Below are 13587 nucleotides of genomic sequence, written 5' to 3' on the forward strand. Positions count from 1 at the left end.
CGCCGCCGAAGCCGGCGGTGGCGGCTCCCGTGGCCCCGGCGCCCGCGCCGGTCGCGGAGCCCGTGGCGCCCGTCGCCGCTCCCCGGCCTCCGCCGGTGGAGGCCGCGGCGCCCGGTGCGCACGCGGCGATGAAGACGGAGGAGGAGGCGCCCAGCGCGGCCAAGTCCGCCATCGCCGACCGCACCATCCGCGTCAACGTGGAGGTGCTCGACTCGCTCGGGTTGCTCGCGGGTGACCTGCTCGTGGAGAGCGCGCGGGGACGGCTGCGCAGCTCGGAGACGGAGGCGCTGTTCGAGCGCTTCAGCCGCCTGGGGGACCGCTTCCTGCGGCTCGCCGAGCAGATCGACATCTCCACGGAGGTCCGCTCGCTGCTCGACCGCGTGGAGAGCGACCTCCACATGCTGCGCGACGACGCCTTCCGCTTCGTGCGGCGCAACGACGACGGCATCAACACGCTGCACGGCAACCTGTCGAAGATGGCGGACCACGTGGCCGAGGCCCGGCTGGTGCCGCTGTCCACGGTGTTCGACGCCTTCCCGCGCGCGGTCCGCGACATGGCCCGCACGCAGGCGAAGGAGGTGGACCTGCTCATCGAGAACGCCGACATCGGCGTGGACCGGTCCATGCTCGGCGACGTGCGCGACGCGCTGGTGCACCTGCTGCGCAACGCCGTGGACCACGGCCTCGAGTCGCCGGACACGCGTCAGCAGCTGGGCAAGCCGCTGACGGGCCGCGTGCGCATCCGCGTGCGCGTCGACGGCGACATGCTCCACATCGAGGTGGAGGACGACGGGCGCGGCATCGACCCGGAGCGCCTGCGCCAGGTGGCCATCAACAAGCGGCTCATCACCGCGGTGCACGCCGCCGCGCTGTCGGAGCGCGAGGCCATCGAGCTCATCTTCCGGCCCGGCTTCTCCACGCGCGAGCAGGTCAGCGAGCTGTCCGGCCGCGGCGTGGGCATGGACGTGGTGAAGCGCAAGGTGGAGACGCTCGGCGGTTCCGTGGGCGTGTCCAGCCGCATCGGCCGCGGCACCACCATCACCCTGCGCCTGCCGCAGTCGCTCGCGTTGATGAAGGTGCTGCTGGTGCGCCTGGGCGACGACGTCTACGGCATGCCCGCCGCGGACGTGGAAGCGGTGATGCGCGTCAAGCCGGAGGACCGGCTGGAGATCTTCGGCACCCTGGCGGTGCGGCACCGGGGCAAGCCCACGGCGCTCGTGGCGCTGGGGCCGCTGCTGGGCCTCAACGGCGGCAACCGCTTCGACCGCCCGCCGGCGGTGGTGGTGCGCCACGGCGAGGACCACGCGGCGCTCGTCGTGGATGGCTTCGTGGACGAGCGCGAGGTGGCGGTGAAGCCCTGCGGCGGCGAGTTCCTCAAGGGCGCGCCGTTCATCGCGGGCACGGCCGCGCTGGAGGACGGCCGCATCGCGGTGCTGCTGCACGTGCCGGACATCATGGCGGAGGTGCGCCGCATGGCCCGCCCCGTCACCCAGGCCCCCGCGGCCAAGCGCCTGCGGGTGCTGCTGGTGGACGACTCCCCCATCGCCCGGGCCACGGAGGGCGCGCTGGTCAAGGCGCTCGGCCACACCGTGGAGGAGGCGCAGGACGGCGAGGAGGCCTACGGCAAGGTGCAGAACAACACGTACGACCTCATCCTCACCGACGTGCAGATGCCGAAGATGGACGGCTTCTCCCTGGCGCGGCGGCTCAAGTCGACGCCCGCGGTGGCGCGCATCCCGGTCATCATCCTGTCCTCGCTCGCGTCGCCGGAGGACAAGCGGCGCGGGCTGGACGCGGGCGCGGATGCGTACCTCGTCAAGGGGGAGCTGGGCGTGGAAGTCCTCGCGCAGGCCATCGACCGGCTGACCTGAGGAGCCACGTTTGGGCGGCACGGCTGCGGTGGTCATGGCGTTCCGGGTGCTCATGGTGGGCAAGGGGCTGCGCGCGCTCGCGGCCCGGGGCCTGTTCGACGGGGACTCGCTCGTCCCGGTGGGGCCCGCGGAGGTGGACTTCGCCAACGCGCTCGTCGCCACGCAGCGCCACTTCCCGGACGTGCTCCTCATCGACCTGACGGGCCTGGAGGCGCTGGAGGCCATCGCCCAGGTGATGGAGGGCCGGCCGGTGCCGGTGCTCGCGCTGCATCCGGGCGCGCTCTCCGGTCAGGAGGCGTTCCAGGCCGTGGCGCTGGGGGCCCTGGACGTCATCGAGCGCCCCGCGAACCCGGGGCCGGAGTTCTGGGCCCACGTGGCCCGCAAGCTGGTGCTGCTGGCCCAGGTGAAGGCCGTGCGCCAGACACAGACGCGGTCCGGGACCCGGACGCCGCGTGAGGAGCCGCCGCAGGCTCCGTATCCGCTCGTGGCCATCGCCGCGTCGCTCGGCGGCCCCAAGGCCGTTGCCCGTGTCCTTGGAAAGATTCCACGAGACTTTCCCGCGCCCATCGCCTACTGCCAGCACATCAGCGAGGGCTTCACGGAGGGGCTCGCGCACTGGCTGACGATGGAGACGGAGCTGGCGGTGAAGGAAGCGGAGCACGGCATGGTGATGGTGCCGGGGGCGGTGTACATCGCTCCGTCGGGAAGTCACCTGTTGGTGCGACCCGAGGGCCGGCTGGAGCTGGACTCCGGTCCGCCGCTGAGGGGCTTCCGCCCATCGTGTGACATGCTGCTCACTTCGGCGGGTGAAGCCTTCGGCCCGCGGTGTATCGGCGTCATCCTGACGGGGATGGGGCGTGACGGGGCGCGAGGCTTGAAGGAGATCCGGGAGCAGGGTGGGCGGACCATCGCGCAGGACGAGGAGACCTCCGCGGTGTGGGGCATGCCTCGCGAGGCGGTGTTGCTCGGAGCGGCGCAGGAGGTGCTGCCGCTCGGGCAGATCGGCCCCACGCTGCTGCAGTGGGTGGACGCGTGCTGAATGTGAGCAACAAGGTGCTTCAGCAGCTCGCCGCGCTCCTCCTGGAGAACGCGGGGCTGAAGATCACCCCGGACGGGTTCCACAGCCTCCGGCTGGCGCTGTCGACGCGCATGCCGGTGTTGGGCGTGGAGGAGCCGGAGAAGTACCTGCAGCGGCTGACGGGCCCCGGTGGCGAGGAGGAGCTGCGCGCGCTGCTGCCGCTCGTCACGGTGGGGCACACGGAGTTCTTCCGCGACGGGAAGCAGTTCCGCGCGCTGGAGAAGAGCGTGCTGCCGGACCTGCTGGCGCGCGCGCGGCGGGAGATGCGCAAGGTCTCCGTGTGGTCCGCGGGCTGCGCCACGGGCGAGGAGCCCTACAGCGTGGCCATGGTGCTGGCGGAGCTGGGCGCGCTCGCGGTGGAGGTGGACCTGTGGGCCACCGACCTGAACCTGGCCGCGGTGGAGGCCGCGCGGCAGGGGCGCTTCAACTTCCGGCGCAGCGCGGGCATCCAGCCCGAGCGCCTGGCGCGCTTCTTCCGGCCCACCGAGGACGGACACGAGGCCCTGCCCACCCTGCGTGAGTACATCCGCTTCGACGGGCAGAACCTCGCGGTGCCCGTCTTCGACAAGGTGGCGCTGTCGTCGCTGGACCTCATCCTCTGCCGCAACGTCATCATCTACTTCGACCTGCCCACCATCCGCGGGTTGATGGACCGCTTCCTGAGCGTGCTGCGCCCCGGTGGCCTGTTGTTCCTGGGGTACTCGGAGAGCCTGTTCAAGGTGTTCGATCGGTTCGAGATGATCGAAGTGGACGGCGCGTTCGTGTACCGCCGTCCGCCGAGCGACCGCGCGTACCGGCCGCCGCCGCTGCGCATCCACCCGTACCCCGGGCAGGAGTCCATCGAGCGCAAGCCGGAGGCAGAGCCCTTCTCGCCCGCGGTGTACGCGCGTCCGGCCATCGAGCCCGCGGGAGGCCGGTCTCGTCCGGCGGCGCCCGAGCTGCCTTCTCGCGCCGTGGCGGGGCTCACCGGCTCCTTCCCCGCCGTGGCTCCGCTGCCCGCGCTCAGCACCGGTCAGCCGCGCATGGGGACGTTCCCCGCGGTGCCGCCGAAGCCCGCGCGCGCGCCCGGCGCGACGGGGACGTTCCCGGCCGTGGGGACACCCGTGGTGCCCGCGCGTGTGTCTGGCGCGACGGGGACGTTCCCGGCCGTGGGCGCGCCCGCCGTGGCCGCTCCGGCGGCGACGCATCCGCCGGCCGCGCAGGCCCGGACCAACGACCTGGGCCGCCCGCGCATCACCCTCGAGCTGCCGGCCGTGGGCGCGGAGGCCGCGGGTCGCACCACCCGCGCGACGGTGGAGCTTCCCGCCGTGGGCGCATCCGCGCGCATCGTCACCGGCGAGGCGCCCGTCCCCGCGGCGTGGCCGCAGTTGCTGCCTCCCGCGGAGCGCCTGGCCATGGCGGTGCGGAAGATGACGCAAGGGGACTTCGCCGGGGCCATCTCCGGGGTGGAGCGCCTGCTGGTGGACGAGCCGAGCGACCTGGACGCGCTGCTGACGCTGGGCAACCTCTTCTCGCTCACCGGGCGCATCCCCGAGGCGCGCGAGGTGTTCGCCCAGGCCATCCAGCGGGAGCCGCTGTGCGTGGAGGCCCGCGTGTTCGGCGGCGTGGCGGCGTTGCAGGCGGGGGAGTTGAAGGAGGCGCGCTCCGAGCTGGGCAAGGCGCTCTTCCTCGAGCCCACGCTGGCCATCGGTCACTACCTGCTCGCCCAGGTCCAGGAGCGCAGCCAGGACGCGGACGGCGCCCGCCGCAGCTACCGCAACGCGATTGCCCAACTGCGCTTCCCTCAGCGCACGCTGGCGGGGCACTACCCGGAGATGCCCGACTCGGCGGAGGCCATCTCCCGCGCGGCGCGCTATGCGCTCGCCGCGTTGGAGGAGCAGCCTCCGCACTGAGCCGGAGGCGGGGCGCCCTCAGTCCAGGGAGCCCTTCACCTGGTCCAGCGTCTTGCTCGGGTCCAGCACGGAGCCGAACTTCTTCTGGAGGTAGGACTTGGCCTGGCTGCGCAGCAGCATGCCCGGGTCCGTGCCCTCGCCCTCGACGGCCTTGTCGGTGATCTTGAAGGACGCATCCAGCTGGATGCCCATCACCTTGCCGGCGATCCGCGCGCCCTCGCCCTGCCAGTCCGCCTTCACGCCGTACTTGGTTCCCCAGTACTGGAGAAGCTGCTCGACGCGCTTCTTCACTTCGTCCTTCGGGAGGGAGTGGGGGATATCGAACTTCATCATGCCCATGGCACGGCTCCTGACGTCGGTGTCCCATCCCTGCGTTTAGTGGCGATGGGACGGGAAGGAAACCGTCGTGTCACCTCTGGGCGCTTCGATGTCAACAGGCTTGCTCACGGCTTCGGGGCCCCGCGCGCTCGCTTGAGCTTGACGGGCGGGTCTCCAGGGCGCCCCCAGCGCGCCATGTAGGGCGCCAGGTCGTATTTCTCCGCGGTGCGCGGCGAGCTCATGGGCCGCACCTTCCCCAGCACCTTGCGCTCCTGGAACGGGCGATCATGCAGCCCGAGCACCCACATGAAGTTGGCCACGCTCGCCGGGTCCCTCCCGTCCACCGCGTACTTGTCGTTGAGGTGCGCGATGCGCTGGAGGCCCTCGTCCGGCGTGCGGCTCCACTCGAGGATCTTCTTCCCCCACAACATGCGCAGGTAGTTGTGGATGCGGCCCCGCGCCACCAGCTCGCGCTGCGCCGCGTTCCACAAGCCGTCCGCGGTGGTCGCGTGCTCGAGCTGCTCCAGCGAGTACAGGTGTTCGCGGGGATCCTTCTGGTGGTGGGTCAGCGTCTCGCGCGCCCAGCCCGGCAGGGACTCGACGGAGAGCTGCCGGTTCTCCGGCGTGTGGAAGCAGAAGTTGAAGCCCAGCTCCCGGCGCACCAGCAGCTCCTCGAGGAAGCTGCGCACGGAGGGGTCGTCCGTGCCACGCGCGCGGATGGCGGCGCGGGCCGCCTCGCCGGCGAAGAGGTTTCCCCAGTGGAAGAAGGGAGACAGGCCCGACTGGTGCGCGAGGCCGGGGTCGTTGCGGCCGGTGTCGTAGCCCTGGAGCTTCTCGTGCAGGAAGGCGTCGAGCGCCTTGAGCGCCGCCTTGCGCCCGCCGCGCTCCGCCAGCGGTGTCACCGCGTGGTCGATGTGGAAGCCGTCGAGGTTCGCGCGCGCGTGCTTGGCATCGGCCAGCTCGAAGCCCGGCTCCAGCTTGCGCCCCGCCGAGGCCGCCTCGAGTGGCCGCGCCGCGAGGGTGCGGCCGAGGTACTCGGGCCACAGCTTCTGCAGCTTGGGGCGCAACGTATAGGCCCCGGCCTGCAGCGAGGGGATGCGCTGCATGGGCACCACGCAGGACGCGTCCACCGCGAACAGCGGCACGTTCAAGGCCCGGGCGGCGCCGCGCAGGTGGCCGGGGATGATGTACGTGGGGAAGAAGTCGGAGACGATGGCGGCGGCGCGCCGCCCCAACTGGCCGATGCGTGGATGATGCTGGCGCGACGTGCGCGGCAGCTCCAGCCAGTAGGGCAGGCCGCGGGATGCACAGGCCGTGGCCATGTCCGCCATGCCCTCGAGGGCCCACGCATGGAGCCGGTCCGACGCGTGGGGATAGTCCGGGCGGATGGCCTGGTAGACGACGACGGGCAGCGCCAGGTGGTTGCCCAGCGCGATGGCCACGTCGAGCGCGTGGTTCTCCTCCACGCGATGGTTCACCATGCACCAGTAGAGGACGAAGTCCCGACCCTCGTCGGGGAGGGGGACGTCCTTGATGACCAGCAGACGAGCGGAGTCGACACCGAGCTCGGACCACGAGAACCCGTTGGGCATGATGCCCAGGGATGCCCGAGCCCGGAGCGCGTCGCGAGAGAATTGTAGTGCGCTCGGACAAATGGTCGCCTGCCGACGCTCGGGGGCGAACGTCCTGCCCGCGGGGTGGGGGAAGGGTCATGCAAAAACCAGCACGCCCGCGCCGGTTGTGGTCTTCTGCATGGTGGACCCAAGGAGTCCTTGCGTGTCATTTCTGAGAAGCTGGATCCACCTCTCCGCCGTCACCCTCGCGTTCGCGCTGCCGCAGGCCGCGCGCGCCCAGACCTATCCGTCGCAGGGCTACCCGGAGCCCGCGCCGGCGCAGCCCGCGTATCCGTCCGCGCAGGGTGAGGACCCGGTCGAGCCCTCCACCTCGCGGATGGACGAGGACCCGAGCCTCGCGCCGCCCTCCGCGCAGCAGCCCCTGGACGCCCCGCCAGTGACGGCTCAGCCGCAGGGGATGTCGGAGGCGGGCGAGGGCCCGGCCACCACGAGCGATGCGCCCGTCCTCCGTCCGGAGCCGACGCCCCTGCGCACCGCGCCCTCGACGACGTTCGCCACGGAGGAGAAGCGCGTGGGCTCGCCGCTCCAGCCGGTGTCGGTGGACAACGGGGCGATCCTCGACGGACAGCGCCGCCAGGGACCGTTCCTGTCGGGCCCGGGCAGCTTCAAGTTCATTGCCCACCACACGACACTCGGCGCGCTGGGTGGCTTCTTCACCCAGGCGTTCGCCAACGACTTCAGCTTCGACAAGAGCTCGCGCGAGGCGATGCTGGCGGGCACGCTCATCGGCGCGGGCCTGGGCTTCGGCGCGTCCTCGTGGTGGCAATTCAACAACTGGGTGGACCGGCCGATGGCGTCCTTCACCATCGGCAACTCGGTGGTGGGGGGCATGTTCATGGCGGGCTTCATGGACCTGTTCTCCCAGGACGCGGGCGTGCTGACCTGGTCGGCCTTCCTGGGGGCGGAGCTGGGCGCGTGGCTCACCGCGGGCCTGGGTGGCGGGCAGTTGCCGCTCAACGACGGCCTGCTGGTGTCCTCGGGCGCGGGCTGGGGCGCGGCGTACGCGGCCCTGCTGCTCGCGGTCGTCCACTTCTCAGGGACGGACATCTCCTCGAAGACGTGGCGGGACGCGCTCCTGCTGGCGCCTGGCATCGGCGCCGGCGCGCTGGCGTTGGCGACCATGCGGTATGACCCGACGCCGTCGCAGATCCTCCGCGCGGACCTGTTCGGCGCGGGCGTGGGCGGCGCGGTGCTGCTCATCTCCGGCCTGGTGCTGGGCGGCTTCAACCAGTCCACGCCCTACGTGCTGTCGTTCCTCGGCTCCGCGGGCGCCATCACCACGGTGAGCCTGCTGTGGGAGGAGAGCGTGGACCGCTCGTCGCTGAAGTCGGCGAGGGATCGGCAGTACAAGAACGTCTGGTGGTAGACGGCCCGGGGAGCAGGCGGGCACGCGCCATGGCACGGCGGGGCATCCAGCACCACCTTCCCCGCCATGGCGCGCGTCCATCCGTTCCCGGCCTTGTTGACCTCACTTGGGCACTCGCTGGAGCCCAGCGGCTACGTGCCGCGCAGCAACGCGGTGCCCCAGCCGTCGCATGTCCGGCCGCTGCTCGAGGCGGCCAACCCCAGCGCCGAGCTGCGGCGCCAGCGGGACTCGGGGGCCCTGCTGCGCGACACCCGGCCCGCGCTGTACCTGGTGGAGGTGCACAGCCCCGCCGGGAAGCTGGCGGGTCCGCCGGTGCGGTACCTGCTCTGCGCGCTCCAGCCGGATGCGGGCGCCCCGTTGGAGCACGACCCGTACCGCCCCCGGGCCTGGGAGGCCGAGCCGGCCGTCACGCTGACGGCGGATGACCATGGCGTCTTCCGTGGGCTGCTCGCCGAGGCGAGCGAGCGCTCGGTGGTGGTGTGGGAGGGGCAATACGACGGGCACTCCCTGTCGCTGCGGCGCATCGAGCCTTCGCCCGTGTCCAAGCGCATCCAGGCGGTGCTGGACGAGGCGCCCATGCGCCCGCTGACCGCGCTGAACGAGCGCGGGCCGACGCTCGCCGCGGTGGTGCCGCTGGCGGACCCGGGGTTGGAGTTGCGGCCCATCCACCGCGCGTTGAAGGGCGTGGACACGTTCAAGGAGGAGACGTTCCTCACGCTGGTGACGGCGTATGCGCGGGTCTACGAACTGGACGCGCCGCTGGACACGCCGCGGGGGCAGGTGGCCGCGCGCGAGCGGTTGGCGACGATGATTTCGGGCCAGCACGCGGTGCTGCTGGTGCTGCCTGGAGGTCGGGGGCGCATCCTGCGTTTCCGGCAGGGGCTGGACCTGGCGCACCTCAAGGGCGCGCCGCGCAACCCGACGCTGCGGAGCCTGGACCTGGCGCTGCTCAACGCGCTGGTGTTGAGGACGGTGCTGGGCATCCAGGACCCGGAGGCTCCGGGACATCCCCAGGTGTTCCCGGTGCAGGGGTTGGAGGCGCTGGTGCAGGGGGTGGAGTCGGGGACGTTCCAGGCGGGCTTCGCGCTCAATCCGCCTCCGGTGTGGGAGGTGCGCGCGGTGATGGAGGCGCAGGCGACGTTGCCCCCGCGGACGTTGCGTGTGGAACCCCTGCCGCCCGCCGGCCTTCTGTTCCTCGACACGGAAGCCTAGCTTTGCCTTGTGAGGCTGCTGACACGAGGCCTGCCGGAGGAGTGGCCCCGGCGCGTGCGGCTCGAGCTCCAAGCGGGGCCCGGGGAGACCCTCGATTCGATTTGCGGGGGCGCGGTGCAGGTGCTCCAGCGGCGGCTGGGGTATCGCTTCACGCTGGACCCGCTGATGCTGGCGCACTTCACGGTCCAGGAGGGTGGGGCGCCGCGGGGCCGGCTGATGGACCTGGGGACGGGCTGCGGCATCATCCCCCTCGTGCTCGCGCGGCGGCTGGGATTGGAGGACATCACCGCGCTGGAGCTGCAACCCGGGCTGTTCTCGCTGGCCGAGCGCAACGTGTACCTGAACAGCTGCGAGCGCGCGGTGACGCTGGTGCATGGTGACCTGCGCCGCGTGGAGGAGCAGTTCCCCGGGGGCCGCTTCTCGCACGTGGTCTGCAATCCGCCGTACCGGGCGCGCGCCACCGGGCGCACGAGCGCGTCCGAGGAGAAGGCGCTCGCCCGGCATGAAATCACCTGTGAGTTGAAGGACGTGCCGCGCGCGGCGGCACACCTGCTGGAGCCGCGCGGTGGACTCTTCCTGGTGTACCCGTCGTCACGCTTCAGCGAGCTGGTGTCGGTGCTGCGCGCGCACGAACTGGAGCCGCGCACGGTGCGTTGGATTCATCCCCGCGGGGACCGGCCCGCGAAGCTGGTCCTGCTGCACGCGGTGAAGGGAGGCCGGGCGGACTTGATGGTGTTGCCGCCGCTCGTCGTCCATGCCGACGACGAGCACGCCTTCACGGCGGAGGTCCGCGCGATGGTGGTGTGAGCGCGGTAGCCCGAGGCTCGGGGTGGGGGCCGCGAATGCTCCGCGGCACCAGGCCCCAGCCTTCATCGTTGGTTCATTGTAGCGACGCGTCCGCCTGATCCTGGGGCGTCGCGGGCGCGCTTGCCGGGGCGGGAGTGGACCCGTTGGAGACCTGCGGGAGGAGCACGGCGGCGGATAGATCGATGAAGCGCGCGAGGTCCGCCTCCGCGGTCGCCGCGAGCGGGTGCCCGTTCTCTTGGTAGCAGCGGCGGCGAAGCGTGAGCGTCCGCCCATCCCAGGACACATGTGGTTCCTGAGCTGCAAGCAGCTCCACGCACAGCCCCTTCCAGTCCAACGCGAGGGCCAGGTCCATTCGGGCATCCTGGCGGGGCTGGGTCAGGGCCTCTGCCGCGAAGGGCTGGGCGAGGAGGTCGAAGAGCTTGCGTCCGAGGGCCTTGTCCGCGCGGGCGATCAAGGGGAGTTGCTTGAGGACGCTGCGGGTGAAATCGAGCGGGGACCAGGGATGCTTCCTCATCGTCACGAAAGCGCGTTCGAAGAGCTGCGCGGCATCCGCCGCGCGCTTCTGGCGCAGTCGCAGCATGCCCTCGCACAGGTCGGCCTCCACCGGGAGGGTGGGGCGCACGGCTGTGATGAGCGGGAGCGCGGCCTCGTCCCCGAGGTCCGCCAGGCCGAAGGCCAGCGTCATCGTCTCCTTGGGGCCTCGGGGCTCCCATGGCTTCTCGCGCCACCTCGCGAGCGCCGCGGGCACCGCCCCACGGCGCCAGGTGTCGATGAAGGTCTGGCGTTCCACGAAGGCGGGGCTCGGTCGGGGGGGCTTCGCGTTCGGCGCGAAGCCGTTCCATGCGCGGAGCTGCTCCACGCGGTCCCAGTCCACGGCGCCTTCTACATTCAACGGGTGGTCGGTCCCCAGGGTTCGCGAGGATGCCCACAAGGCCTCGACGGAGAATCCCGTCGTGCGCCCGAGGCTTCGCGGGAAGGCGAACTCGATGAACGAGAGGTCGTCGGTGTTGACGAAGTCTGCGCCCGCCTCGGCGGCCTGGGCCGTCAGCCCCGGATTGGCGACGAAGCGTGCGAGCACGCCCTCCGCCTCGTCGGTGCGCCACACGTCACGCAACGCGGACTGATAGGGGACTTCGGTCAGGCGCGAGCGGATCCGGGCGATGTCATGGACCAGCGGCTTGCGCGTCGCGACGAGCAGGAGATCAACGCTGTGGCTCTGCCACGTCTCGACGTATTCGAATTCGCTGGCGAGCGTGGCGTAGGCGCTGTGGATGGTCATCGCGTCCACCTCGTAGGCCTGGAGCCACTGGATGAAGATTCCCCCTTCGGCCAGCCGTCCCTTGACCGCCTGGTAGAAGTCCCGTGTGAAGAGGCTGGCGATGCCAGCGCGATAGGGATTGGACGGTTCGGAGAAGATGATGTCGTAGGTCTGCTTGCTGGCCAGCAGCACCTCGCGTGCGTCGCCGCTGAAGACGTGGACCTTGGGGTTGTCGAGGACGTTCGCGTTGACGCTGGCGCTGCGGCGGGCGACCTCGAGGATGGCGGGCTCGATCTCCACCACGTCCACGCGTTCTACCTGCGGGACCTGACCGATCCAGCCCGCCGTACTTCCCGTTCCTAGACCGATGACGAGGCCGTTGCGGGGGTTGGGGTGGAGCAGGGTGCCGAGCAATCCGCTCATCACCTGCGTCGGCGCATCACCAATGGTGTTGCCGTCCGACTTGCCGTTCACGATGAACGCCAGGCCGCTGGTCGCGGAGAGGCCCACGCTGCTTTCGACTCCCTCCGTCTCCCAGGTGATGATGCTCTTGTGGTACTGCCGCCACGCCTCGATCTGATTGAGGTTCGAGATCTCCAGGCCCGAGCGGCCCGCGCCGACGCCGCCGTGTCGCCAGGCGGACGTCGGGCCTTCGGCGGTCAGGAGCAGGAACGCGAGTCCGGCGACGAGTACGGGCCCCAGGACTGCCCCGTAGCGTCGTTCGCTCCGTAGTGACACGACCGCGGACGCCAGTCCGAGGGTGGCGAGGAGGCCCGCCACGAGCTGCCACGTCCCAGGCGCGGTCAGCAGGGGCAGCACGCCGAAGCCCCCCGCAAGCGAGCCCGTGATGGAGCCCGCTGTGTTCCACACGTAGATCTGCCCCACCTGCTTGCCGACGTTCTGTCCGCCCCGTCCCATAAGCGCGAGCAGCAGCGGGAACTGGACTCCCGAGATGAACGCGGCCGGTAGCACGACGACCGTCGCGATGAGCACCCAGCCCAGCACCATGCCGCTGAAGCCGACGTTGCCGAGCGGCCGAAGGAGCGCCGCGGTGACGGCGAGCCGATCCCCTAGCGCGAACGGCAGGGCGATGAACGCCGCCTCGGCGGCGCAGCTCAGTGCGAACCCCGTCAGCGTGGGTTGGCGGAAGCGGAACCCGAAGGCGTAGGCCGCGCCGCCGAGCCCGATGCCGAACAGGGCCATCGCGAGGATGAGGCCGAAGGTGAAGGTCGTCCCGCCGAGGATGGGCCCGAGCATCCGGTACCAGACCAGCTCCATCAGCAGGAAGGTGAACCCCGTGATCGCCGCCGCGAGCAGGACGAAGGGCTGTGGCGGAAGGGAGCCCACGGTGGATGGTGCCGCGGCTGGCGCGTCCGGGGTCGTGGGGACGGGCTCTCTCGAGGCCGTGGGCGTCGCCTCCATCGAGCGGCTGGTGCTGCGCGCGACGATGGCGACCAGTGCGTTGAGAAGGCAGGCCAGCCAGAGGGTGTTCCGGTTGCCGAACACCTCGAGGAGGAAGAAGGTCGAAAGGACTGCGCCGGTGACCGCCCCCAGCGTGTTCACGCCATACAGGATGGCGAGGTTGCGCCGGTGCGGGTCGTCATCCGACTGGACGGCCCGCGCAGCCGCAGGGAGCGTGCCGCCCATGAGGATCGTGGGCGCGGCGAGGACGAGCGCGGACAGCAGCAGCCGCGCGCTCGTCCCGAAGAACATGCCCAGGCTCACGGTGCCGCCCAGACCGAGATAGGCCGAGCGCACCAGCGCGACGAGGAACGGGCTGACGGCCGCGCTCGCAGCGATGAGCAGCTCCAGGTTCGCGTAGAACCCCAGCGGCTTCGTCTGTCGATCCGCGCGCCCCCCGAGCAACGCGCTGCCGAGTCCGAGTCCCGCCATGAAGATGGCGAGGACCGCCGCTGAGGCTGCGGTGCTCGCGCCGAAGATGAGCCGGAACTCCCGGAGCCAGACCGTCTGATAGATCAGGGCACACAGCCCCGAGCCGAACAGGAGGGGCGCGACTTTCGACAGGCGGGAACGCGTCAAAGTGGATCTCGCGAGGGAGGCCCTGGGGGAGGGCCAGTGAACCCCCGTGAGTCTGACAGAAACCTCCTGGGACCAGCCACGTTCCTCGCTCTGCGGACAACCGCCAGGGCG

At 71.2% G+C, this 13587-nt stretch carries 9 protein-coding genes; 6 read left to right on the forward strand and 3 right to left on the reverse strand.

Annotation, left to right across the window (positions count from 1 at the left end):
* The 3 genes from LZ198_RS15775 to LZ198_RS15785 all read left to right on the forward strand — a co-directional run.
* The coding region (locus tag LZ198_RS15775; protein ID WP_253972793.1) for a hybrid sensor histidine kinase/response regulator at positions 1–1871 on the forward strand (1871 nt) is incomplete at its 5' end.
* Positions 1872–1905: 34 nt separating this feature from the next.
* Complete coding sequence (locus LZ198_RS15780; RefSeq protein ID WP_253972973.1) at positions 1906–2910, forward strand: chemotaxis protein CheB; 1005 nt, start codon at positions 1906–1908, stop codon at positions 2908–2910.
* The gene (locus LZ198_RS15785; protein ID WP_253972794.1) at positions 2904–4841 is read left to right on the forward strand and encodes a CheR family methyltransferase; all 1938 of its coding nucleotides are present in this window, start codon (positions 2904–2906) and stop codon (positions 4839–4841) included. The genes LZ198_RS15780 and LZ198_RS15785 overlap by 7 nt, the downstream gene beginning before the upstream one ends.
* An 18-nt stretch (positions 4842–4859) precedes the next feature.
* Here the strand turns inward: LZ198_RS15785 and LZ198_RS15790 are convergent, their stop codons facing one another.
* Complete coding sequence (locus LZ198_RS15790) at positions 4860–5180, reverse strand: polyhydroxyalkanoic acid system family protein (RefSeq protein WP_253972795.1); 321 nt, start codon at positions 5178–5180, stop codon at positions 4860–4862.
* Positions 5181–5284: 104 nt separating this feature from the next.
* Positions 5285–6751 carry a deoxyribodipyrimidine photo-lyase gene (locus LZ198_RS15795; protein WP_253972796.1) on the reverse strand — a complete coding sequence of 489 codons (1467 nt, stop codon included), beginning with the start codon at positions 6749–6751 and terminating at the stop codon, positions 5285–5287.
* A 184-nt stretch (positions 6752–6935) separates the two neighbouring features.
* On the opposite strand from LZ198_RS15795, the gene LZ198_RS15800 reads away from it, so the two are divergent.
* From LZ198_RS15800 to LZ198_RS43220, 3 genes are all read left to right on the forward strand, one after another.
* Positions 6936–8159 carry a hypothetical protein gene (locus LZ198_RS15800; protein ID WP_253972797.1) on the forward strand — a complete coding sequence of 408 codons (1224 nt, stop codon included), beginning with the start codon at positions 6936–6938 and terminating at the stop codon, positions 8157–8159.
* A 66-nt stretch (positions 8160–8225) separates the two neighbouring features.
* Positions 8226–9371 carry a DUF1015 family protein gene (locus LZ198_RS15805; protein ID WP_253972798.1) on the forward strand — a complete coding sequence of 382 codons (1146 nt, stop codon included), beginning with the start codon at positions 8226–8228 and terminating at the stop codon, positions 9369–9371.
* A 54-nt stretch (positions 9372–9425) separates the two neighbouring features.
* Positions 9426–10178, forward strand: coding sequence for a tRNA1(Val) (adenine(37)-N6)-methyltransferase (locus LZ198_RS43220; protein WP_323382659.1), 753 nt, complete (start codon positions 9426–9428; stop codon positions 10176–10178).
* A 73-nt stretch (positions 10179–10251) separates the two neighbouring features.
* Here LZ198_RS43220 and LZ198_RS15815 read toward each other — a convergent pair whose 3' ends face one another.
* Positions 10252–13476: a fused MFS/spermidine synthase gene (locus tag LZ198_RS15815; protein WP_253972799.1), complete on the reverse strand. Its 3225-nt coding sequence runs from the start codon at positions 13474–13476 to the stop codon at positions 10252–10254.
* Between the last annotated feature and the right edge of the window lie 111 nt (positions 13477–13587).

This window comes from Myxococcus dinghuensis, from assembly GCF_024198235.1.
Classification (GTDB): Bacteria; Myxococcota; Myxococcia; order Myxococcales; family Myxococcaceae; genus Myxococcus; species Myxococcus dinghuensis.